Origin of the sequence: Neisseria yangbaofengii (assembly GCF_014898075.1) — a bacterium.
Classification (GTDB): domain Bacteria; phylum Pseudomonadota; class Gammaproteobacteria; order Burkholderiales; family Neisseriaceae; genus Neisseria; species Neisseria yangbaofengii.
Map to the genome: position 1 here is coordinate 808,189 of NZ_CP062976.1, position 23,024 is coordinate 831,212.

Here is a 23,024-nt window from a genome sequence, read left to right on the forward strand (position 1 = left end):
AATCGGGGCGGTTGAAATGCTTAATCACACCAACTAAAAGGCCGTCTGAACTTTTTCAGACGGCCTATGTATCACACAAACGATCAACGATACAGCGACACGATGATTTCTGCCGCTTTGACGCAGGTTTCCACATCGGCTACCAAAGCGATGCGCACATAGCCTTCGCCCGGGTTGCCTTGCTCGGTGTCGCGCGCCAGGAAGCGGCCGGGCAAGACTTGAATCGCCGCTTTTGTCCATAAGCGTCTGGCAAAGGCCAAATCATCGCCGTCCGGTACTTTCAGCCAGATATAGAACGAAGCGTCGGGGAAATCGACATCAAATACTTCGCGCAAAATCGGAATCACTTTGTCGAATTTTTCCTGATACAGCCGGCGGTTGTCGATGACGTGGGTTTCATCGTTCCATGCGGCAATGCTGGCGCGTTGCACCGGAATGCTCATCGCGCTGCCGTGGTAGGTGCGGTAAAGCAAAAATGCTTTCAGCAAAGCGGCATCGCCCGCCACAAAGCCCGAGCGCAACCCCGGCACATTGGAGCGCTTGGACAAGCTGGTAAACATCATCAATTTATCGAAGCCGCGGCCTAATTGTGCCGCTGCCTGCAAGCCGCCGATGGGCTTTTTGCCGTCGAAATAGATTTCCGAATAGCATTCGTCGGAAGCAATCACGAAACCGTATTTGTCTTGCAGGGCAAACAATTCTTGCCAGTCTTCCAATTGCAGGACGCTGCCGCTCGGGTTATTCGGCGAGCAGACCAAAACCATTTTGGTGCGTTGCCACAAGCCGTCTGAAACGCTCGACCAATCAGGGTTGAACGACGGTGCAGGGCAATTGGCAAAATGGATTTCACCACCGCCGAGAATGGTGCCGCCTTCGTAGATTTGGTAAAACGGATTCGGGCTGATGACCACAGGCTTGCCGTCGGCAACCGGATCCAAAACCGTTTGAATAAACGAAAACAAGGCTTCGCGGCTGCCCAGTACCGGCAGGATTTCAGTAGCCGGGTCAACTTTTAAACCGTCATAGCGGCGCGCCAACCAGTCAGCACAGGCTTGGCGCAATTCCGGCAAGCCGGCGGTGAGCGGGTATTTTTCCAATTCGCTCAAAGAAGCAGTGAGCGCATCGGTGATGACTTTAGGGGTGGCGTGTTTGGGTTCGCCGATGTGCAGCGGTACGGTTGGTAAGCCTTCAGGCGCTTCCAAGCCTTGCATGGCTTCGCGTAAACGGGCAAACGGGTAGGGTTTGAGTTGGGATAATAATGAATTCATGATTTTTCCGAGCCTAAAATTTAACTGCTATGTTAACATTTTTCTGATTTATTTTGTTAACAATCTGCGCAGGCTGTGATGGATTGAGGCCGTCTGAAAAGTTTTAAGCCGGAGATAAATCTTTGAATAGTAAAAGGCCGTCTGAAACGTTTCAGACGGCCTGTCAGTTTTATTTTGCCGCAACCGGCATAGCACCGTTTAACAAATAGTGAATGGTTTCTTGCACCGTGCGCATGGCGTTGCCGAATGGAAGCGGGTCTTTACCACGGAAAAATAAGCCTTTATCGACTTCGCCACGGAGAGCGGCAGAAAGTTGGATGTCGATACAGAATTGGCCGGCTTTGTCCAGACCGTCGCGCAAACCGCAACTGGTCAGGCAGTTTAAGCCTTGGGTGCAGCGGCGCGGGTCGGCTTTGGCCACCGATTGCAATTTGGCCTCGCGCTTGATGTAGTTGTCGAGAAATTTGGTGCGCACGCCGCGGGCCGGCAAACCGGCGACCGACATAAATTCAACCACTTGCTCGGTATCGGCACCGGCCAAGGTTTTTTTGAAATTGATGTGGGCATCGCCTTCTTGGGTCACGGCAAATGCGGTGCCGATTTGCACGGCATTGGCACCCCATATTTTCAGCGCGGTGGTGACTTTTTCGAAATTTGCCATGCCGCCGGCCAATACCAAGGCGATTTTTTCGCTTTCCAAGCCCAAATTTTTAAACATTTCCAAGGTTTCTTCAATCACACGCTTAAACTCGAATTTTTTATCGTTGACACCGGCTACGGTGGCCGCTCCTAAGTGTCCGGCAGCGTGGGCAGGGTGCTCAATCACAATGGCATCGGGCAAAATGCCTTTTTTCATCCAGCGTTTCAATACAATATTGATGCCGCGCGATTCCGATAAAATCGGAAACAAAGCCACATCTTTGTGATAGCCCTCGGTCATTTCCGGCAAATCCAATGGTAAGCCGGCACCCATCACAATCGCATCTGCACCCGATTCGCAGGCTTGGCGCACATAAGCGGCATGGTCTTTGACTGCTTTCATCACGTTCACGGCAATCATGCCGTTGCCTTGGGCATCGCTTTTGGCTTTTTGGATTTCACGGTCCAGCGCGATACAGTTGAGCTTGGTGTATTTTTCTTCGGTCGGGTCGATTGTTGATTCTGCCAGCAAGTCTTCGTGCAGATGGCGTAAATCCACGCTGGCGATAGTGCCGATGCCGTTTTCACGGGCAACTGCACTGGATAATTTAGACGCTGAAATACCCACGCCCATGCCGCCTTGAACGACGGGAATCAATGACTTGCCGCGGATAACCAATGGATCGAAGGAGTGTGACATGTAATGGCCTCAGGTGTTGGAGTGAGTGTTACGATGTGTGTCAGTGTGTTCTTAAATTCTAGGCATTATACTCTAAAAAATCTAAAAATTAGAGTAATTCTATAGTTTTTTCAAAAGGTAACATAAAAATGTGAATTCAGTATAGTGTGGAATGATAATAAATTAAAATAATTCAATTATTTATATAAATTATTTGATGTCGTGAAGATGCCAATGAAAATAAGGGCCGTGGTAAGGTTGATGGTGAAATCAGAAAAATGTTTAATTTTGTATGAGCAAAATAAAGGCCGTCTGAACCTAAATTTTTCAGACGGCCTTAGATATTGCGCCTCATCAAAGGGATATTTTTGACCAATGTAAAGCCCCTTTAACGAAAGGGGCTTTTTTTATGTGCATTGTTTTCTACACTGTTAATCCCGAACCGCCTAAATTCCCAAAATCTTTTATCGTGCGCGTTTTCAAAGATGATGCCGACAACACCCATTGCTCTAAAACAGTCAATTTCCCTATCTCTTCACGCGACCGCATTCCACAAATCCAAAGCGCCGCAAATGAATACGGCCGTTTGTCTGTGCGCGAAATCATCGGCAAAGAGGTGCCCTAATGAAAAAAATCAGCACGAACAAAGCGCGTGCAGCCGCGTTTGACGGCGGCAGCGTAAGCGATGCGCCAAACGCGGCTTCATGCGCGCCGATGGTGCTCCTTATCTTTTTAGTGTCAATCTTTTTTCAAAGCGGTGCGCCAATCCAAGCCGTTGATAGCGGGGATTTGGGTCACGGCTTCGGTGTCGAGGTTGACGGCGGTGAGTTCGCCGCCCCACAATGCGCCGGTGTCGAGCGAGATGATACCGTCGGTGTTCATGTAGCCGAGTGACGACCAATGGCCGAATACGATTTTATGGCTCAGGTTTTGACGGTCGGGAACGCGGAACCATGGGCGCAGATAAATCGGCATTTTGTCGAGTGTGGCTTTGAAATCGAAATCGAGTTCGTTTTGGTAGGTCAGCGCGCGCATTCGGCTGAACACGTTGACGATAAAGCGCAAACGGCCGTAACCGCTTAAATTTTCATCCCACGCAATCGGGGTGTTACCGTACATTTTGGCAAAGAATTTTTGGTATTTGCTGCCTTGCAATTCAGTTTCGGCTTCACGCGCTAATTCTTCGGCTTGGGCAACAGACCATTGCGGCAAAATACCGGCATGTACCATAACGTGGCTGTCGTTGCGAATCATCAAAGGTTGATGACGCAGCCAGTCGAGCATTTTTCGGCTGTCGGGGTGATTCAGAATCGGGGCGATGGTGTCGCTGCGTTTGGTGGTACCGTGGCCATAGCCGACGGCAAGCAGGTGGAAATCGTGGTTGCCAAGAATGATTTGAACACTGTCGGGATGCTGCATGGCAAATTGCAGCGATTCCAAGGATTTGGGGCCGCGGTTGACGATGTCGCCGGTGAGCCACAGGGTATCGGTGCCGTGGTTGAAGTCGATTTTTTTCAGCAAAACCGAAAGCTCGTCATAGCATCCTTGAATGTCGCCGATTGCATAATGCGCCATGTTGATTCTGATTCCTGATGGTGGGGTTTCCGACGGCTTATTGAGAAAATAGGCCGTCTGAAAGCAATGATGCTTGAGACCGTTTCAGACGGCCTTTATTTTTTAAAGTAAATGGTTTATGCGTTTAGCACTAATACTGCTTCCGCTTCAACTTGTACGCCTTTAGGCAGGCCGGCGATGCCGACGGCGGCGCGGGCTGGGAACGGCTCGGCGATAAATTCTGCCATCACTTCGTTGAAAATGGCGAAGTTGCCTAAGTCGGTCAGATAGGCGTTGACTTTAACAATATCGTTCAATGAACCGCCGGCTGCTTCCGCTACGGCTTGCAGGTTTTTGAATACTTGCACCGCTTCGGCACGGAAATCGCCGTCGCCGACCACTTGCATGGTAGCCGGGTCAAGCGGGATTTGGCCGCTCATGTAAACAGTGTCCCCCGCACGCACGGCTTGGCTGTAAGCGCCGATGGCAGCTGGAGCGTTGTCGGTGTGAATGATGGTTTTTGCCATGATGTTTCTCCTGAAAAAGCAGTTGGAATAGGCTGTTATGATACAAAATTTTGTGCGGCTTAGGAAGATGGACGGTGTGTCTGATTGCGGTTCAGACGGCCTATTTTGTATCAAGGCCGTCTGAAAAAAACGGGGAATCTATTTCAGACGGCCTTTATCTTGTTTTATCAATAACCTATAAAAAGCATTGCAACAAATCATTTAAAAACAGGCGGCCTTGTGCAGTGGGTTTAAACACGGTCGGATCAGGCTCCAGCAAGCCTTTGCGGCGTGCGGTTTCAATTTGCGGCATGATGTGTGCAGTTGGAATGCCGGTGCGCTGTTGCAACATGGCAGCGGGCACGCCATCAGTCAGGCGCAGGGCATTCATCATGAATTCAAAGGCCAAATCATCGCGCTGAATGGTTTTGCGCTCTATGCCGTCGGCCGGATCGCTTTGCATGGCGGCAAGATAATCGTTGGGATGGCGGCGGCGGATGGTGCGTTCGATGCGGCCGGCGTAGGAAATCTTGCCGTGCGCACCTGCACCGATGCCGATGTAGTCGCCGAATTGCCAATAATTGAGATTATGGCGGCACTGCATGCCGGCTCGAGCAAAAGCGGATGTTTCGTAATGGATAAAACTGGCTTGCTCCAACGCTGTATGTACCGCATCTTCGATGTCTAAAGCGTTTTCATCGCTTGGTAAACCTGGCGGCGGTGTGTGGCCGAAAGCGGTGTTTGGCTCCATCGTGAGATGATAGGCACTGATGTGGCTTGCACCGGTGGCGATGGCGGTATGGACATCGCCTAAGGCCGTCCGAACGGTTTGGTCCGGCAGTGCATACATTAAATCAATATTGACTTTATCGAATAAATTCAAAGCAGTATCGATGGCGGTTAAGGCTTCGCGGCTGTTGTGTACACGCCCTAAGCGGGGCAGTATGTCGTCGTTAAAGCTCTGCACGCCAATGGAAAGACGGGTAATGCCGGCTTCTTTAAAGCCTTGAAACTTTTCGATTTCAAACGTACCGGGATTGGCTTCCAGCGTAATTTCCGCATTCGGTTGCAAACGCACCAACGAACGCACGCCGCTCAGCAGCCTGTCAATGGTTTGTGCGCCGAACAGGCTCGGTGTGCCGCCGCCAAAGAAAATCGTTTCGACCGGCCGCCCCCATATATTAGGTAATTCGGTTTGCAAGTCGGCCAGTAAAGCATCGACATAAGCATCTTCGGGTAAACCGCTTGGGGCGGTTTGCGCCGGTGTGATGGTGGCAAGCGGTTGGTAACGCAAGATATTGTGCGAGTTAAAATCGCAATACGGGCATTTTTTGATGCACCACGGAATGTGGATATAGAGCGATAACGGCGGCAGGGCAGTGAGCTGTTCTGATTGATTGAGGAGGATCGGGGTCATGGCGGGTTTGTGTGTGAGGCCGTCTGAAATGTTTCAGACGGCCTGTTTGAATGGATTACATTGCGGCTTGGATTTTTTTGAGTAATTCTTGCAAAGCCAAACCGCGGTGGCTGACGGCGTTTTTGACTTCAGGTGCGAGTTCGGCGGCGGTACAGCCGTGTTCGGGCAGGAAAAAATGAGGATCGTAGCCGAAACCGTTGCCGCCGGCAGCTTGTTGTTGCCATTGGCCGCGCCAAATGCCTTCGGCGATAACAGGCTGCGGATCATGCTCGTGGCGCACGAATACCAATACGCAAACATAATAGCAGCTTTGGTCGGCTTTATCGGCCAGATCGGCGGAAAGTTTGGCATTGTTGGCGGAATCGGATTTTGGGCAGGATCCGGCATAACGGGCAGACAATACGCCCGGTGCGCCGCCTAAAGCATTGGCGCAAATGCCGCTGTCATCGGCCAAGGCAGGCAAGCCGCTGTGTCTGGCAGCGTGGCGGGCTTTGGCCAGCGCGTTTTCAACGAAGGTAAAATGCGGCTCGGGGCATTCGGGTGTGTTAAATTGTGATTGAGGCAGGATGTCGATATTTTGTTCGGCAAACAGACGGGAAAATTCTTTGAGTTTACCGGCGTTGCCGCTGGCTAAAACGATTTTGTCAAACATGGGGCTTTCCTTGGTTGCCTTGCGCCTTTGTTTGTCTATACTGCATTTTGGCTTTTAAACGCAGATAAAGTGCCAAACTGGCGATTTGGCCGAAGATGGCGGCAAATGCGAATAAGAATGCGGCCACGGCAAATTGTTTGCTGCCGATGGAAATCAGATAGCTGCCCAGCAGTACCAAGGCCATAAACAGCAGGGTAAAAAAGACGATGCAGAGCAGGTAGGTTTTGCGTTGGTTCATGAGCAAGTTTGCTGCATAGCGAAATGCCGTATTATAGCGGATAGAGGAGGCCGTCTGAAATTATTTGCGTTTCAAATGGTCTTACCCGCATAAGCAAAACCGCTTTTGAACATTGAATTCAAAAGCGGTTTTGAGGCATAAGCCGGTGGCTTAACGCAATTCTGAATGCAGGCGGCCAATCAGGGTTGGGGCATCGCTGCCCTTGTAGCTGCTGCCGTCTTTGTTCAGCAGGCTGATGCGTGCGCCGTTGTTAACCGGTTCAACGTAAACAATCAGTTCAGGATGTTGCACTTGTCGGGTTTCGGCTTTTTTGCCTTTACCAAACCAGCGGCTGAACATGCCCGGTTTTTGGCTTTTTACGGCTTCGCTTTCGATTGGCGCTTGTTGCACCAAAAAAGCGTGGCGTTCGGCATTTTGGCCCAATACGGTCAGGCCGATGCGATCCAGTGCCAGTGCGGTACGGCGCCAGTTGCGGCCGTAGTCGCCGTTGAGCAGCAGGGTTTGGCCTTCTACTTTGGCCAAATCGCCGGCATTGGCACGCGGCGCAACGCTTTGGCCCAAGGCGTTTTCAGCCTGTTTTTCGTCCATACCCAAATATTGCATGAAACGCGCCAAGAAGGCGGCTTCTAAGTTTGGATCGTTCGGGCGCGGCTGCCACATGGTGGTGTCTTTGTTTTTGTCGCCATATACTTCTTCCATGCCTTTGTGGGCGAAGAAGACATCGGTGGTGCCGTTTTTGCCTTTTTCAACTCGAATGATGAATTTGTCGCGTTCGCTGGTTGAGTAAATGCCGCCCAAGCCGACTTTGTCGAACAAGCGGCGCAAGGTGTCTTGCGGGATTTTGGCACGGTTTTCCGCCCATTCGGTTTCCATTTGGCCGATGGCAGGCTCTTCCGATTTGATGTCGAAGCCGTTTTCTTGCCAGAAGGCTTTCAGTAATGGCCACAGTTCGGCCGGCTGTTTGCCGTCAACCACGACCCAGCGCTGGCTGCCGTCGCGCTCTAAGCTAACACCTTTTACCGATTGCAACACGGCTTGGTTGGCCGGTTGTTGCGTGGCTTGCGTACGGTTGCGGCGGTTGTCCAGTTCGGTCGCGCGCACGGCACCGTTGCCCGCCGGCAGGTGATAGAGATTGCCTTGATCCGGATTGGTCAAATCAGGCGGTACTTCCAAATTCACGATTTTGCGTGTTTGGCTTTGGTAATCCAGCTTAGGTTGCTCTTTTTTGCCGCTGGAGCACGCGGTCAGGCTAATCAGGGCGATAGCCACGGCTATCGGTTTGAGGTAAGTCATCTCGGTTTCCTGTGAGGTTAAATCAGTTTGGCTGCTTCCAATGCGCGGCGCACTTTGACTTGGCCGTCTTCAGTCAGGGCGACCAAAGGCAGGCGCACATGTGCTTCGCATTTGCCCAATGCTGCGGCGGCCCATTTTGGTGCGGCAGGGCTTGGTTCGCAGAACATGGTGTTGTAGATTGGAATCAGTTGGTTATTGAGTTGACGTGCCGCCGCAATGTCGCCGGCCAATGAGGCGCGGCACATATCGGCAAATAATTTCGGTGCAACGTTGGCTGCAACGGTAATCACACCGTGACCGCCCGAGAGCATAAAGGCCATACCGGTCGGATCATCGCCCGATAATACGGTGAAGCCTTCCGGCGTGCTGTTAATCAGCTCGATGTCGCGACCGATGTCGCCACTGGCTTCTTTAACGCCGACGATATTCGGAATTTCGGCCAGACGCAGTATGGTTTCATTGCTCATGCTTACCACGGTACGGCCCGGTACGTTGTACACAATCATCGGAATCGAAGTGGCTTCGGCAATGGTTTTGAAATGTCGGTAGATGCCTTCTTGCGAAGGTTTGTTGTAATAAGGAACCACCGACAAGCTGTAATCGGCACCGACTTTTTCTGCGGCTTTCGACAAAGCGATGGCTTCGGCGGTGTTGTTGGCGCCGGTGCCGGCAATTACGGGCACGCGTTTGTTGACATGCTTAACTGTGGCTTCAATCACAGCCAAGTGCTCGCCAACGTCTAAAGTTGCGCTCTCGCCGGTGGTGCCGACTGCGACGATACCGTCGGTGCCGTTGTCGATGTGCCAGTCAATCAGGTTTTTCAGGTGTTCGAAATTAATGCTGCCGTCTTGATTCATCGGGGTAATCAGGGCAACCAAGCTACCTTTTAACATAATGAATGAAACCTTTATTCGATAATGATGAAGTCGGTTATGTCGGCGATTGTAGCTTACTTTGTTGTTGGTGTGAAACACTGCTTAAACAGACGTTTGTGCAATAGATTGGAGTGTTAGGATTGTTTTGGGGGATATATTTATTAAAAACAAATAATTGCTTATCAAGCTTAGGCTTTTTTGTGTCAAGGCTAAAAAGTGTTAAATCTTCAAAAACGCACTAAGGCCGTCTGAAAATCATAAGGTTTCAGACGGCCTGTGTCCGGCAGCCTAATAATAAGCCTATCGGGGGGAGCGGAAATGCCGGTATTCTTAAGCAATCAATTGCCCAATATCGATGTATCAGAAATCAAATCGAGCCAATTATTCAGTAAGTGTTGCGATTACATGCCGCTACGCCTTGCAGGCCGTCTGAAAATTTGTCCGGATGCCAAAGCTTGTATACAATTTTGCCCTTACAAAAATTATCTGTTTATTACTAACTTTAAAGGATGGGTATGGTGCACGCAACGGACAAGCAGGCTCAATCGCCTGATTTGGTGTACGGTTTGGAAGACAAACCGCCTTTTATGAATGCATTGTTGAGTGCCATTACGCACTTACTGGCGATTTTTGTGCCGATGATTACGCCGGCGCTGATTGTCGGCGGTGCGCTCAATCTGCCGGTGGAAATGACCGCTTATTTGGTATCGATGGCGATGGTGGCCTCCGGTATCGGCACCTATTTGCAGGTGAACCGTTTCGGGGCGGTCGGCTCGGGTATGCTGTCGATTCAGTCGGTGAACTTTTCGTTTGTAACCGTGATGATTGCGTTAGGCACGGGCATGAAAGAAGGTGGTCTAACTGAGAACGCCATGATTTCAACGTTGTTGGGCGTGTCGTTTGTCGGTGCGTTTTTGGTGTGTTTTTCCGCTTGGTTGCTGCCGTACTTGAAAAAAGTGATTACGCCGACCGTGAGCGGTGTGGTGGTGATGTTGATCGGTTTGAGCCTGGTTCACGTCGGCATTACCGATTTCGGCGGCGGCTTCGGCGCTAAGGCTGACGGCACATTCGGTTCGATGGAAAATCTGGGCTTGGCATCGCTGGTGTTGTTTATCGTGTTGCTGTTCAACTGCATGAAAAACCCGTTGTTGCGCATGAGCGGCATTGCCGTGGGTTTGATTGCGGGTTATATCGTGGCGTTGTTTTTGGGCAAGGTGGACTTTGCGGCATTGCAAAACCTGCCGCTGATGACCATTCCCGTGCCGTTCAAATATGGTTTTGCTTTTGATTGGCATGCATTTATTGTGGCCGGTGCGATTTATTTGTTGAGCGTGTTTGAAGCAGTGGGTGATTTGACGGCCACGGCGATGGTGTCGGACAAGCCGATTGAAGGCATCGAATACACCGAACGTCTGCGCGGCGGCGTGTTGGCCGATGGTTTGGTGTCGGTGATTGCGACCGCTTTGGGTTCGCTGCCGCTGACCACGTTTGCGCAAAACAACGGCGTAATTCAGATGACCGGCGTGGCTTCGCGCCATGTGGGCAAATACATTGCCGCGATTCTGATTCTGCTGGGCTTGTTCCCTGTGATTGGCCGCGCGTTTACCACTATTCCGAGTCCGGTATTGGGGGGCGCGATGGTGTTGATGTTTGGTTTGATTGCGATTGCCGGTGTACGCATCTTGGTAAGCAACGGTATCCGCCGCCGCGAAGCCGTGATTGCGGCAACTTCTGTCGGCATCGGCTTGGGCGTGGCATTTGAGCCGGAAGTGTTTAAAAATCTACCGGTGTTGTTCCAAAACTCAATTTCTGCCGGCGGTATCATGGCGGTGATTCTGAACTTGGTGTTGCCGGAAGACAAAACCGAAGCCGCAATTCATGTGAATACCGATAGCTTGGAACACTAACTTGAAAGCGAATCGAAGGCCGTCTGAAACGATTGTTTCAGACGGCCTTTTTCATATTAATTAGTTAAGTTAAATTATGTTTATAAAAATTTTCTATGTTAAGCAAAAATCAGATTTAAACTTAAAAATACCATATTTAGTATTAATATGATTAAATACTCACTAAATATAGTATTTGGTCATCTGATATGCAAGCGTTCACTTTTACTGCCGAACACATTGTCTGGCAAGAAGTGCCGAATGAAACTTCATTGGCGTTTCTGATTGCCGGCTGCCCGCTGCGCTGCCAAGGCTGTCACAGTGCCGGCAGTTGGAAGGTCGGTTTGGGCAAGGCTTTGACCTCCGAATATTTAGCAGGCCGTCTTAAACGCTATCGAGGTTTGATTAGCTGTGTGCTGTTTATGGGCGGCGAATGGCAGCCTGAAGCATTGCTGCCGCTTTTAATGCTTGCACAATCCGCCGGATTGAAAACCTGCCTGTATACCGGTTTGGAGCGCGATGAATTGGAGGCAGTTTCAGACGGCCTGATTGAACGTTTGGATTATTTGAAAACCGGCCGTTGGGTGATGGAACTGGGCGGTCTCGACAGCCCGACGACCAATCAACGATTTACGGATTTGCGCACAGGCGAAGTGCTGAATCACTGTTTTATCAAAGACCGTCCGCAAAAAAACATCGCTATCACACCTGCTCAACCCGACTTTTTTCAGACGGCCTGACCGCCGCCCACCAACCAACCTTACTAGGAGAACAACATGATTCGGCTGCATCCCGAACAGTTAAACGGCAAACTCGATTTTATGCGCGACTACATTCACGCGGCCAATGCGGCCGACGGCTCGAAGATGGACGCCAACGCCAACGTTACGCAGAAAAACATCGCCACGATGGAAGCGGAATTGATGAAGGATTTTTTCGTGCAGATTAACCGCAGTCAGGTGTCGCGCAAGATTGCCGAATTATTTGGGCAGGGTGCAGCCGATGAATACATCCGCCAAATCGAGGCACACGAAATTTATGTGCACGACGAAACCAGCTTGAAACCGTATTGCGTGTCGGTGACGCTGTATCCGTTTTTGCTCGACGGTTTGGCCAAGCTTGGCGGCGAATCGAAAGCGCCCAAACACTTGGCTTCGTTTTGCGGCTCGTTTGTGAATCTGGTGTTTGCCATCAGCGCGCAATTTGCCGGTGCGGTGGCAACGGTGGAATTTCTCACTTATTTCGACCATTTTGCCCGCCGTGATTTCGGTGATGATTATTTGGAGACCCACGCTGCCGAAGTGGCCAATCACTTGCAGCAGGTGGTGTACAGCATCAACCAGCCCGCCGCCGCACGCGGTTATCAGAGCGTGTTTTGGAATATTTCGGTGTATGACCAATATTATTTTGAAGCCATGTTCGGCGATTTTGTCTTCCCCGATTTCGGCAAACCCGATTGGCAGAGCGTGGCCAAGCTGCAAAACTTTTTCCTGAAATGGTTTAATCAAGAGCGCACTAAAGCCGTGTTGACTTTTCCTGTCGTCACCTCCGCCATGCTTACCGACGAAGGCAGGTGCAAAGACACGCGGTTTGCCGGTGAAATGGCGCAGGAATTGGCTGAAGGCAATTCGTTTTTCGTGTATTTGTCCGACAACCCCGATTCGCTGGCTTCGTGCTGCCGTTTGCGCAACGCCATTGAAGACCGCACCTTTTCCTACACCTTGGGTGCGGGCGGCGTAGCGACCGGCTCGATTAACGTCATCACCATCAACATGAACCGCTTGGAACAAGACGGGCGGGACTTGGCGGCGGAAGTGGCGAAAATCCATCAATATCAATACGCTTACCGCAAGCTGATGGAAGAATACCAAGCCGCGGGCATGCTGCCGGTGTATGACGCAGGTTTTATTACGCTGGACAAACAGTTTCTCACCATCGGCATCAACGGTATGGCCGAAGCGGCGGAATTTCACGGCATCAAAGTCGGTTACAACGAAGAATACGTTGCTTTTGTACAAGGCCGTCTGAAAACCATTTTTGAAGCCAACCAAGCCGCCGGCAAACATTACGGCGTGAAGTTCAACACCGAATTCGTACCAGCGGAAAACCTCGGCGTGAAAAACGCCAAATGGGACAAAGCCGACGGCTATCAAGTGAGCCGTGATTGCTACAATTCGTATTTCTATGCGGTGGAAGACGAAGAAATCAATGCGTTGGATAAATTCCTGTTACACGGCAAAGAAATGGTCGATTGGCTCGACGGTGGCTCCGCCCTGCATTTGAACTTAGACGAAGCCCTGCCGAAAAGCGGCTACCGTTCGCTGCTCGACATCGCCGCGCAAACCGGCTGCAACTATTTCTGCGTGAATGTGCGTATTACCATCTGCAACGAATGCGGCCACATCGACAAACGCACCTTACACGCCTGCAGCAGCTGCGGTTCGAACAACATCGACTACGGCACACGCATCATCGGCTATCTCAAACGCGTGTCGGCCTTCAGCAGCGGGCGGCGTAAAGAACATGCCTTGCGGCATTACCACCGCCAAGCGGCGTAAGCTACCTAAAAGTAAAGGCCGTCTGAACAAGGTTTTATCCGTTTCAGACGGCCTTTCGTTATATAATTCAAGCTTAAGCAGATTTTGTTGGTTTATCGATATATAACACCTTTGTTTTTCCTATTTATTTTTTTACTCACGCCGCTGCTTTATGCCGCGGATACTCATGGTTTATTGTATTTTGGCAGCATCCCGCCCGAGCCGAAATCGTGACCGTAACCAAAACCACTGCCGAGAACGCAAGCGTAGAAGAAGCAAAAGCAGAGTTGGATGCATTTTGTCAAGCGCAAGACAGCTTGTGGAATTTGAGTGCGCAGGAAGAGAGTGGTTGCAGGAGCATTTATTACATTGAACAAACCTTGCTCGGCAGCGGCATGGCCGCGTGCGCAAGGTTTGTTGAAACATGAAAATGTGGCGGCGGCATAAAATGCAGCGTTTAGCAAAGCGGCGGGCGCAGGCTTTGCAACAATGCCGTCTGAAATACGGTAGCGCAGGCGGGCGGATGTGGGATTGAAACCGCGTTTTGGACATCCTCGGCGGCTTACGCTAAAGAAAGAAAGGGCCGAAATGTTGCATAAATTCAAGTTAAAATAAATGAAAACGGTTTGAAAATACATCATTTGAGCCCATAATCACCTCAAACCGACATTTGTTTTATATTGAATCTGAATTTGGAAATCATCGAGAATCACCATGAAGAAAATTCTCTCTGCATTGATATTCAGCGGCTGGGCAGCCATTGCCGCAGCCGCCGATACCTACGGTTATTTGGCTTTTTGGCAAAATCCGAGCGACGGCAGCGATATACTGCATATTAAAACCACGCGCGAAAATCTCAACCAGCTCGATGCCAGTAACGAATTGGCCGCCTATTGCCGCGGTCAGGATGCGTTGGCCGGCGTACAAAAAGACCAAGCTACCGGCTGCCGGTCGGTGATGCCGCTGCAAAATACCTGCGTTGCCGTGGCTTATCCGCGCGCGCACAACCGCCTGACAACAAATAACGTGGTGGTCATCAGCTCGCCTCTGTTTAAAAATATCCATCAAAAAGCGATTACCCAATGCAGCAAAAAATTCGGTACTGAAGGACAATGCGCCATTGAAGCTTCATATTGCACTTCAAGTGATTATTACGGTGGCGCGATGAAGACTTTATGGAGCAGAATTAAGTCTTTGTAATCTCAAAAATCTGAAGGCCTTCTGAAACATTCCTGATTCCGGACGGCCTTTTCCGACTTTTTCATCAGAAGAAAAACTCATGCAGAATATCCGTTTCCCTTTAAATTTCCAATTCAAAATCTTCACGCCGTCAAACGATTTTTCTGTGTTTGATGCCGATGGCAAGGAAATTGCCTACACGCGGCAGAAGATTTTTAAAATCAAAGAATCGGTGCAGATTTTTCGCAGCAGTAGCGACAAAACCGAATTGTTCAATATTCAGGCCGACCGTATCATTGATTTTAATGCGGTTTATACCGTGCGCGATTCAAGCGGTAATGTCATCGGCAAAATCCAACGCCAAGGCATGAAATCGTTGTGGAAAACCAGTTACGTGCTGTTTGACGAACAGGGGCGCGAAGCGTACCGGCTGCGCGAAACTAATCCGATGGTGGCTTTGGTAAACGGTTTGATCGGCGAAATTCCCTTGCTCGGTTCGCTGACCGGCTATTTTCTCAACCCGACTTACGCACTGACTGTGCCGGACGGGCGGGAAGTGTACCGTCTGAAAAAAGAACCGTCGTTTTTCGAGCGCAAGTTCAGCTTGGACAAGCTCGCCCAAACAGACGGGCGCGATGACGTGCTGGTGTTGAATGCGGTGATGATGGTGATGCTGTTGGAGCGCGGTGACGGATAAATGATTTAAATAAAAAGGCCGTCTGAAAACAAAAGTTTTCAGACGGCCTTTTATATCAGAGGCTTAAGCTTTACCCGTGCTGCCGAATCCGCCTTCGCCGCGTTCGCTGGCGGCAAATTCGTCCACCACTTTAAACGCCGCCTGAATCACCGGCACAATCACCATTTGCGCGATGCGTTCCATCGGTTCGATGGTGAATGCGGTTTGGCTGCGGTTCCACACCGACACTTTCAATTCACCCTGATAATCCGAGTCGATTAAGCCCACCAGATTACCCAATACAATGCCATGCTTGTGGCCGAGACCGGAGCGCGGCAGCAAGACGGCGGCGTAAGCCGGATTGGCTAAATGTACGGCCAAGCCGGTAGGCACCAGATAAGTTTCGCCCGGTTGCAGCGTCACCGCTTGGTCCAAGCACGCGCGCAAGTCCAAGCCGGCGGAGCCGGGGGTGGCGTAGGCGGGCAGCTGATCGGCCATTTTCGGGTTTAAGATTTTCAGTTCGACTTCTGCTTGCATGGTTTTTCTCGCATTCATATTTTTCAGACGGCATTATAACAAGCTTGAGGCCGTCTGAAAAAAAAGCGTATTATTAGAGCAAACCACAGGAGAACCATCATGGATCTGCACAATATCCGCGAAGACTACAGCAAACGCGAGCTGTCGGAATCAGAATGCAACAGCAACCCCATTACCCAATTCGAGCAATGGCTGCAAGAAGCCATGCATTCGCAGGTCAACGAGCCGACGGCGGTGAACGTAGCTTCAGTCGGCGAAGACGGCCGTCCCAACAGCCGCATGGTGCTGCTGAAAGAAGTGAATACGCAAGGCTTTGTTTTTTTTACTAATTACCACAGCCGCAAGGGTAAATCGTTTGCCGCCAACCCATTTGCTGCGATGACGTTTTTCTGGCCGGAGTTGGAGCGCCAAGTGCGCATTGAAGGGCGCATTGAAAAACTGGATGCCGCCGCTTCCGACGAATATTTCGACAGCCGCCCCTACACCAGCCGTATTGGCGCATGGGCGAGCAACCAAAGCGAAGTGATTTCCGGCAAAGCCGTGCTGGTGGCCAAAGCCGCGGCAGCCGGCGCGAAGCACCCGCTGCATGTGCCGCGTCCGCCGCATTGGGGCGGCTACGTCGTGATTCCCGACCGTATTGAATTTTGGCAAGGCCGCCCGAGCCGTTTGCACGACCGCATTCAGTATCGGCTGGCAAACGGTGCGTGGGTGAAAGAACGGTTAGCGCCTTGATGGAAATCGATTGAGAGATAAAGATGAAGTATTGAATTATCTGTTTTCAGATAAAGACCTTTATAAAATATAAAACTCGTTTTGAAACAAGAAAACTATGCCCGTCATTCCCGCCCGTGCGGGAATGACGGTATAAAGGTTTCTAAAAGTTTACGGGTTCTGCAAAGGCTCCGGACGGCCTTTTCTAAATTAAAACCGACACAAATTCAATAAAATAGGGTAGAATCACAGTTGATATAAAAGGCCGTCTGAAAACGTGTATTTTTTCAGACGGCCTCAGTATTCATTGTCCAACTGTCCTGCCGCCTTTGCCGCAGAAGAACCGTTGTTTTCAAAGTATCCAACGTGTTAGGAGATTCATAATGGCCAAAAAGCCGACCAGCAAGCGTGAATGGCGTGACGGCGTGGCAACCGCCGCCAAAAAGCCCGCCAAGAAAAGTGTATCATTCAAAAGCAAACCGAAAGCCGAATCCGGCTTTAAATCCAAATCCCAAGAAACTGAATCCAAAGGAGGCCGCCGCGCGCGCGGTGAAGCCGTTTCAGACGGCCTGAAAGCAGGTAAAACCGCAAAATCAAGTTTCCGCGACCAAACGGCCGGGGAAAATCCGCGTGCGCCGAAGCAGCGTGCGTCAAAAGCAAAAAAGTTGATGGTGCGCAATCCGAACCAAAAAATCATGGAACACGCGCGCGATTTGAAAGAGCGCCGCAGCGATTTGTCCCGCTTCGGGCCGGAGCGTCTGCAAAAGGTGTTGGCCGCTTCGGGCGTAGGTTCGCGCCGTGAGATGGAAGAATGGATCAGCAACGGTTGGGTGACGGTCAATGGCCGCGCGGCCGAATTGGGTGAAAAAGTCACGCCTGATGACCATGTGACGGTGAAAGGCAATGTCATCAAGCTGAAATGGGCTGACCGCCTGCCGCGCATTATTCTGTATTACAAACAAGAAGGCGAAATCGTATCGCGTGACGACCCGCAAGGCCGAGTGAGTATTTTCGACCGTTTGCCGCAAGCGGCCAGCAGCCGTTGGGTGGCCATCGGCCGTTTGGATATCAACACCAGCGGTTTGCTGATTTTGACTACTTCAGGCGAATTGGTGCAGCGTTTTGCCCATCCGAGTTTTGAAGTCGAGCGCGAATATGCTGTGCGCGTGTTGGGTGAATTGAGCACCGAGCAAATGCGTATGCTGACGCAGGAAGGTGTGATGCTGGAAGACGGTTTGGCCAAGGTCGAGCGCATTTACGAGCAGGGCGGCGAGGGCATGAATAAATGGTACAACGTGGTGATTAAAGAAGGCCGAAACCGCGAAGTGCGCCGCATTTTCGAAAGCCAAGGCTTGACCGTAAGCCGCTTGGTGCGTGTGGGCTTTGGCCCGATTGGTCTGCCGAACCGTTTGAAACGCGGCCGGTTTTACGAATTGAATCCGGCAGAAGTCGCCAATATCATGAAATGGGCGGATATGCTGCTGCCGGGTGAATACCGCCGCCGTTCGTAAGCGGTTGGGTTGAAATCAATGCCGTCTGAATGTCTGTGAAATGATTTTCAGACGGCATTTTGTGTATTGAGAAATGAGGGCGAAGATGTTCAGTCTTGGTTTGTCTGAAGAAACCGTCGTATTAATCCGGCACGACCGGTGCCGCGCCGAAATTTATACCTTTGGCGCCTTACTCAACCGCTATGAAATCATGCAGTCTGACGGCACTTGGTTCAATGCCGTCAATGGGCATGAGTCGCCGCAGCAATGCCGCCAGGCGCTGACCGATGGTTTTCGCAGCGCCAAACTCAGCCCGTTTGCCTGTCGCGTGCGGCATGGCAAATATGTATTCGAAGGGCGGCATTATCAGCTTGACGGCAAATTTCAGGCAGCAGATCATGCTTTGCACGGTTTGATGTATGACCTTGATTTTGCCGTTGTGGAAAGCGGTGCGGATGCGCAATCGGCTTGGGTGGAACTGGCGGCGGATTACCGCCAAGACGACAGCGGCTATCCTTTTGCCTATCGCCTGAATATTGTTTATCGACTGGCTTCGGACGGCCTGAGTGTGACTACCGGCGCAACCAATACCGGCAATCGCGCTATGCCGCTGGCCGACGGTTGGCATCCTTATTTCATGCTCGGCGGCAGGGTTGATGATTGGACAATGCAGCTCAACAGCAGCGAACGTTTGGAATTTGACCAAGATTTGGTTGCCAACGGCAATATTCTGCCCGACACCCGCTTTCAGACGGCCTTGAGTATGCAGGGCATCACGCTGGACAACAGTTTCGTGTTGGCCGATTTCGACAAACCGGCTTGCGTGTTGAGCGGTGAAAACCTGCAACTGCGCATTTACCCCGATTCGAGTTATCCTTATCTGCAAATCTATATTCCGCCAACGCGCGATTCGATTGCCTTGGAAAACTTGAGCGGCGCGCCGGATTGTTTCAATAATGGCTTGGGCTTGCAGGTGTTGCAGGCAGGGGAAACACAGACATTTTCTACGCGTTATGTGTTGTCTTTACAGGAATGATGTTTGGAAACAAATAGAAAAATGCCGTCTGAAAACTGTTTCAGACAGCATTTTGACGTGCCGTTAAGTTTTACTGTTCTGCCTTCAACACCCGCTGACGGCGTGTTTCGCCCAACACCATACCGGCGGATACTGATACGTTCATGCTTTCGACCGTGCCGAACATCGGAATCGATACCAACATATCGCAGTGTTCGCGCGTCAGGCGGCGCATGCCTTCGCCTTCGTTGCCCATCACCCATGCCACGCTTTCTGGCAGGTCGGTGTGGTATAAATCGGATTGGCCGCCCATGTCGGTGCCGACGACCCAAATGCCGTATTCCTTCAACTCGCGCAAGGTACGGGCCAAATTGGTGACGGTGATATAAGGCACGGTTTCGGCCGCGCCGCAAGCCACTTTGCTGACGGTGGCATTCAAGCCCGCGCTTTTGTCTTTGGGCGCAATCACCGCATGCACGCCCATCGCATCGGCGGTACGCAGGCATGCGCCAAGGTTGTGCGGGTCGGTGATGCCGTCGAGCACCAATAAAAAGGCAGGTTCGCGCAGGTTTTCCAATACGTCTTCCAAGTGGACGTGGTTTTTAGATGCGTCGATAAAGCCGGCCACGCCTTGATGGCGCGCGCCTTTGGCGATGGTGTCGAGACGGTCGGCATCGGCAAAATGCAGGCGTACGTTTTCGGCGACGGCTTTTTCCAACACTTCACGCATGCGGGCATCGTTTTTGCCTTCTTGGACGTAGAGTCCGGTAATGGATTTCGGGTTTTGCCACAAGCGGGCGTTAACGGCGTGAAAGCCGTAAATTAATCTTTGGTTGGCCATTGTTTTACTTAAGAAAATGTTTCAGACGGCATTATACGGGATTTGCGTGCCGGCGCGTGAAAATTGTGCCGTCGATGGACAACAATTTGAATCGATACATAAGAAGAAGGCCGTCTGAAAACCGATTGTTCAGACGGCCTTATCGTCAAAAAAAATCAAACCCAATTAAGCGATAAACGCTTTGATTTCCCTATCCATTTCTTTGAATTTGGCTTCGGCTTCGTTCATGCTGCCGCCGACAGCGGAAATGTAGAATTTGATTTTCGGCTCGGTGCCGGAAGGGCGCACGGCAATCCAAGAGCCGTCGGCCAAGTAGTATTTCAACACATTGCTTGGCGATGTGTTCAAAGCGGTAATCCTGCCGTCTGAATCGGTAGCGGTTTGCGCTTGGAAATCTTCTACTTTGACGATGTCGGTGCCGTTAAACTGCTTCGGCGCATTGGCACGGAATTTGTCCATAATCGCTTGGATTTCCGCCGCACCGTCAATGCCGGTCATGGTGATGGAAACCGGCTTGTCAAAGTAATAGCCGTATTCGCGGTAGATTTCGTCGAGACCGTCGGCCAAAGTCATGCCGCGTGAGCGGTAGTAGGCGGCGATTTCGGCAAACATCACTGCGGCTTGCACCGAATCTTTGTCGCGGGCAAACGGTTTGATCAAGTAGCCGTTGCTTTCTTCAAAACCAAACAAATACTCATAGGCTTGCGTGCGCTCGAATTCGGCGATTTTTTCGGCCACGAATTTAAAGCCGGTCAAAACGTTGAATACGGTTACGCCATAGCTTTCGGCGATTTTGCCGACTAATTCGGTGGAGACGACGGATTTGCAAATCGCGCCGTTTTTTGGAAGCGTACCGGCTTGGCGGCGGGCTTCCAAAATGTATTTGGCCATAACGGCACCGATTTGGTTGCCGGTTAAGGTTAAGTAGCTGCCGTCGGCTTGTCGGATTTCTGCGCCCAAGCGGTCGGCATCAGGGTCGGTGCCGAGTAGCAAATCGGCACCAACTGCTGCGCCCAGTTTTTCTGCCAAAGCAAACGCGGCTTGGCTTTCGGGATTTGGAGAAGGTGCGGTGGTGAAGTCCGGATCGGCTACGGCTTGTTCTCCGACCAACTCAAACGACTCAAAGCCGGCTTGTTTCAAGGCACGGCACACCATCATTTTGCCGGTGCCGTGCAGCGGCGTATAGACGATTTTCAGGTCTTTGCCGTGTTGGGCAATCAATTCGGGATTGATGGTCACCGTTTTAACGGCAGCCAAGTATTTTTGATCCGTCCCTTCGCCCAGCAGCTTGATTTTGCCGTTGGCTTGGGCGGCATCGAAATCGGCTACTTGAATGGTGAACGGATCTTCAACCGCACGGATGAGTTTGGTCAACGCAGCGGCATCGTCGGGCGACAATTGGCCGCCGTCTTCGCCGTACACTTTATAGCCGTTGAATTCGGCCGGATTGTGGCTGGCGGTAATCATGATGCCGCCGGCGGCTTCGAGTTCGCGCACGGCAAAGGATAATTCAGGGGTCGGGCGCAAGGATTCGAACACATAAGCCTGAATGCCGTGTTGCGCCAACAAAGCGGCGGAATCAAAGGCAAATTCTTGTGAAAAATGGCGCGAATCATAAGCAATTACCACGCCGGCAGCTTTCGCAGCTTCGCCTTTGGCGGCAATCAGTTGCGCAAAGCCTTCGGTAGCTTGGCGTACTACATAGCGGTTGATGCGGTTGATACCGGCACCGATAACACCACGCATACCGGCCGTGCCGAATTCCAGCGGTGCGTAGAATGCGTCTTCTTTGGTTTTTTCATCCATGGCCGACAATTCTTGTTTTAAGAAGTCGGGCATGTCGGCAAAATCCAACCATTTTTGATACGTTTCTTGATAGGCCATCTGAATCGTCCTTTGAGGGTAATAAACGAATTATGGGCAAGATTATACGTTATTGTGTTGCGATGCGCCTTATAAGCCGATATACGGCAGTATCAGCGCATCAAATAGCCGAGTATGCTCGACGAAGCCACGCCGATGATGACGGTGGCCAACATCGAAAAACGGCTGGCAGCCAATACGGTCAAGGCAATGGCAATCAGCTCATGCGGTTTGTCGGACACAAAATACGGCGCAATCACCGAAATCAACACACAGCCGGGCGCCGCTTCCATCACCGCTTGGGCGCGTTTGCCCAAAGTGCGGTTGCGCAGGGCAAAAAAGCCGATGAGGCGGGTGGAGTAAGTCACGCACAGCATGGCGCAAAAAAGCAGGAAGGAATCGAGCGGAATCATTCTTGTTCCCCCAGCAGATAGGCTGTGAGCAAGCCTGATAATGCGCCGGCCGGTACATACCAAGGGCCGTCAACGCTCAAGCAGGTAATGCCCGCCGCAATCAGGCTGACAAACCAAGGCCGCGCCGCCGAAAAGCTCTTCCACAAGCCGCGCATAATCACCAAGAACACCGCCGGAAACGCCATGCCGAAGCCCCAGGCGGCCACATCGCCGAACATCGGGCCGACCGCCGCACCAATGGCGGCAAACAGAATCCATGTGGTGTACATAATGAAACACGTGCCGCCGTAATAGGCAAAATTAAAGCCGCCCAAGCCGGCCGCTTTGCGCTTTTGTGCGTCGGCCAAACCCAGCGCCCATGATTCGTCACACATAAAAAACAGAGACGGCAACACTTTTTTCATCGGCGCGTTTCTCATATACGGCGCATAAGCCGCGCCCATCAAAATATGGCGCGAGTTAATCATAAAGGTCACGCCGGCAATCAGTAGAATCGGCAGCGGCTGCGTCCACAAATCAACCGCGGCAAATTCCGAGCCGCCGGCAAAATTCATCCCCGTCATCAGCATCATTTCCAGCCAACTCATGCCTTTTTGCCCGCCTTGTATACCCAGAATAATCGCCCACGGCAATAAGCCGATGAGCATGGGCGAGCAGTCTTTGATACCGCGTAAGAATTCTTGTTTGGGTGAAGCCGTCATGGTGCGGGAAAACAGTTCAATATGAAAAAGGCGCATTATACACCCATTGATTTT

Annotated in this window: 24 protein-coding genes; 9 read left to right on the forward strand and 15 right to left on the reverse strand. The window is 51.2% G+C overall.

Annotation, left to right across the window (positions count from 1 at the left end):
• Positions 1-83: 83 nt before the first annotated feature.
• Positions 84-1,268, reverse strand: coding sequence for a succinyldiaminopimelate transaminase (gene dapC, locus H4O27_RS04010; RefSeq protein ID WP_165009410.1), 1,185 nt, complete (start codon positions 1,266-1,268; stop codon positions 84-86).
• Between the two features lie 169 nt (positions 1,269-1,437).
• Entirely contained in the window at positions 1,438-2,607 is a 1,170-nt protein-coding gene (locus H4O27_RS04015) for an NAD(P)H-dependent flavin oxidoreductase (RefSeq protein WP_165009408.1), read from the reverse strand.
• 388 nt (positions 2,608-2,995) lie between these two features.
• Here H4O27_RS04015 and H4O27_RS04020 point away from each other — a divergent pair, with 388 nt between their 5' ends.
• Positions 2,996-3,211 (forward strand): hypothetical protein, encoded by a 216-nt coding sequence (locus H4O27_RS04020; RefSeq protein ID WP_165009406.1) that lies wholly within the window; start codon positions 2,996-2,998, stop codon positions 3,209-3,211.
• Between the two features lie 113 nt (positions 3,212-3,324).
• Here H4O27_RS04020 and H4O27_RS04025 read toward each other — a convergent pair whose 3' ends face one another.
• From H4O27_RS04025 to dapA, 7 genes are all read right to left on the reverse strand, one after another.
• A complete protein-coding gene (locus tag H4O27_RS04025) occupies positions 3,325-4,161 on the reverse strand; it encodes a symmetrical bis(5'-nucleosyl)-tetraphosphatase (protein WP_165009404.1) in 837 nt (278 codons plus the stop codon).
• Positions 4,162-4,277: 116 nt separating this feature from the next.
• On the reverse strand, positions 4,278-4,667 hold the full coding sequence (locus H4O27_RS04030; protein WP_165009402.1) for a RidA family protein: 390 nt from the start codon (positions 4,665-4,667) through the stop codon (positions 4,278-4,280).
• A 175-nt stretch (positions 4,668-4,842) separates the two neighbouring features.
• The gene (hemW, locus tag H4O27_RS04035; protein WP_165009400.1) at positions 4,843-6,063 is read right to left on the reverse strand and encodes a radical SAM family heme chaperone HemW; all 1,221 of its coding nucleotides are present in this window, start codon (positions 6,061-6,063) and stop codon (positions 4,843-4,845) included.
• 55 nt (positions 6,064-6,118) lie between these two features.
• Complete coding sequence (gene rdgB, locus H4O27_RS04040; protein ID WP_165009398.1) at positions 6,119-6,715, reverse strand: RdgB/HAM1 family non-canonical purine NTP pyrophosphatase; 597 nt, start codon at positions 6,713-6,715, stop codon at positions 6,119-6,121.
• Entirely contained in the window at positions 6,708-6,953 is a 246-nt protein-coding gene (locus H4O27_RS04045) for an NGO_0222 family membrane protein (RefSeq protein ID WP_165009396.1), read from the reverse strand. Before H4O27_RS04045 ends, rdgB begins: the two co-directional genes overlap by 8 nt.
• Positions 6,954-7,103: 150 nt before the next feature.
• Entirely contained in the window at positions 7,104-8,246 is a 1,143-nt protein-coding gene (locus H4O27_RS04050; protein WP_165009394.1) for an NlpB/DapX family lipoprotein, read from the reverse strand.
• 17 nt (positions 8,247-8,263) lie between these two features.
• Complete coding sequence (gene dapA, locus H4O27_RS04055; RefSeq protein WP_165009392.1) at positions 8,264-9,139, reverse strand: 4-hydroxy-tetrahydrodipicolinate synthase; 876 nt, start codon at positions 9,137-9,139, stop codon at positions 8,264-8,266.
• A gap of 497 nt (positions 9,140-9,636) precedes the next feature.
• Between dapA and H4O27_RS04060 the strand changes: the two genes are divergently transcribed.
• From H4O27_RS04060 to nrdD, 3 genes are all read left to right on the forward strand, one after another.
• The gene (locus H4O27_RS04060) at positions 9,637-11,028 is read left to right on the forward strand and encodes a nucleobase:cation symporter-2 family protein (RefSeq protein ID WP_165009390.1); all 1,392 of its coding nucleotides are present in this window, start codon (positions 9,637-9,639) and stop codon (positions 11,026-11,028) included.
• A 188-nt stretch (positions 11,029-11,216) separates the two neighbouring features.
• Positions 11,217-11,747, forward strand: coding sequence for an anaerobic ribonucleoside-triphosphate reductase activating protein (gene nrdG, locus H4O27_RS04065; protein ID WP_165009388.1), 531 nt, complete (start codon positions 11,217-11,219; stop codon positions 11,745-11,747).
• Between the two features lie 36 nt (positions 11,748-11,783).
• Positions 11,784-13,565 (forward strand): anaerobic ribonucleoside-triphosphate reductase, encoded by a 1,782-nt coding sequence (gene nrdD / locus H4O27_RS04070; RefSeq protein ID WP_165009386.1) that lies wholly within the window; start codon positions 11,784-11,786, stop codon positions 13,563-13,565.
• Positions 13,566-13,729: 164 nt separating this feature from the next.
• On the opposite strand, the gene H4O27_RS04075 is transcribed toward nrdD, so the two are convergent.
• Positions 13,730-14,185: a hypothetical protein gene (locus tag H4O27_RS04075; protein WP_165009384.1), complete on the reverse strand. Its 456-nt coding sequence runs from the start codon at positions 14,183-14,185 to the stop codon at positions 13,730-13,732.
• 73 nt (positions 14,186-14,258) lie between these two features.
• Between H4O27_RS04075 and H4O27_RS04080 the strand changes: the two genes are divergently transcribed.
• Together H4O27_RS04080 and H4O27_RS04085 are read left to right on the forward strand one after the other, a co-directional pair.
• Entirely contained in the window at positions 14,259-14,744 is a 486-nt protein-coding gene (locus H4O27_RS04080) for a DUF4189 domain-containing protein (protein ID WP_165009382.1), read from the forward strand.
• Positions 14,745-14,823: 79 nt separating this feature from the next.
• Positions 14,824-15,420: an LURP-one-related/scramblase family protein gene (locus H4O27_RS04085; protein WP_165009380.1), complete on the forward strand. Its 597-nt coding sequence runs from the start codon at positions 14,824-14,826 to the stop codon at positions 15,418-15,420.
• 63 nt (positions 15,421-15,483) lie between these two features.
• Here the strand turns inward: H4O27_RS04085 and dut are convergent, their stop codons facing one another.
• Positions 15,484-15,936, reverse strand: coding sequence for a dUTP diphosphatase (gene dut, locus H4O27_RS04090; protein WP_165009452.1), 453 nt, complete (start codon positions 15,934-15,936; stop codon positions 15,484-15,486).
• 99 nt (positions 15,937-16,035) lie between these two features.
• On the opposite strand from dut, the gene pdxH reads away from it, so the two are divergent.
• From pdxH to H4O27_RS04105, 3 genes are all read left to right on the forward strand, one after another.
• On the forward strand, positions 16,036-16,668 hold the full coding sequence (pdxH, locus tag H4O27_RS04095) for a pyridoxamine 5'-phosphate oxidase (protein WP_165009378.1): 633 nt from the start codon (positions 16,036-16,038) through the stop codon (positions 16,666-16,668).
• 362 nt (positions 16,669-17,030) lie between these two features.
• The gene (locus H4O27_RS04100; protein WP_165009376.1) at positions 17,031-18,158 is read left to right on the forward strand and encodes a pseudouridine synthase; all 1,128 of its coding nucleotides are present in this window, start codon (positions 17,031-17,033) and stop codon (positions 18,156-18,158) included.
• Positions 18,159-18,243: 85 nt separating this feature from the next.
• Positions 18,244-19,173 (forward strand): aldose 1-epimerase, encoded by a 930-nt coding sequence (locus H4O27_RS04105; protein WP_165009374.1) that lies wholly within the window; start codon positions 18,244-18,246, stop codon positions 19,171-19,173.
• 70 nt (positions 19,174-19,243) lie between these two features.
• On the opposite strand, the gene rlmB is transcribed toward H4O27_RS04105, so the two are convergent.
• The 4 genes from rlmB to H4O27_RS04125 all read right to left on the reverse strand — a co-directional run bounded on the left by rlmB (position 19,244) and on the right by H4O27_RS04125 (position 22,916).
• Positions 19,244-19,993, reverse strand: a complete 750-nt coding sequence (rlmB, locus tag H4O27_RS04110) for a 23S rRNA (guanosine(2251)-2'-O)-methyltransferase RlmB (RefSeq protein ID WP_165009372.1) — start codon at positions 19,991-19,993, stop codon at positions 19,244-19,246.
• 165 nt (positions 19,994-20,158) lie between these two features.
• The gene (locus tag H4O27_RS04115; RefSeq protein ID WP_165009370.1) at positions 20,159-21,877 is read right to left on the reverse strand and encodes a phospho-sugar mutase; all 1,719 of its coding nucleotides are present in this window, start codon (positions 21,875-21,877) and stop codon (positions 20,159-20,161) included.
• 92 nt (positions 21,878-21,969) lie between these two features.
• Positions 21,970-22,269, reverse strand: a complete 300-nt coding sequence (locus tag H4O27_RS04120; RefSeq protein ID WP_165009368.1) for an AzlD family protein — start codon at positions 22,267-22,269, stop codon at positions 21,970-21,972.
• Positions 22,266-22,916 carry an AzlC family ABC transporter permease gene (locus H4O27_RS04125; RefSeq protein WP_371865581.1) on the reverse strand — a complete coding sequence of 217 codons (651 nt, stop codon included), beginning with the start codon at positions 22,914-22,916 and terminating at the stop codon, positions 22,266-22,268. The genes H4O27_RS04120 and H4O27_RS04125 overlap by 4 nt, the downstream gene beginning before the upstream one ends.
• Positions 22,917-23,024: the final 108 nt, after the last annotated feature.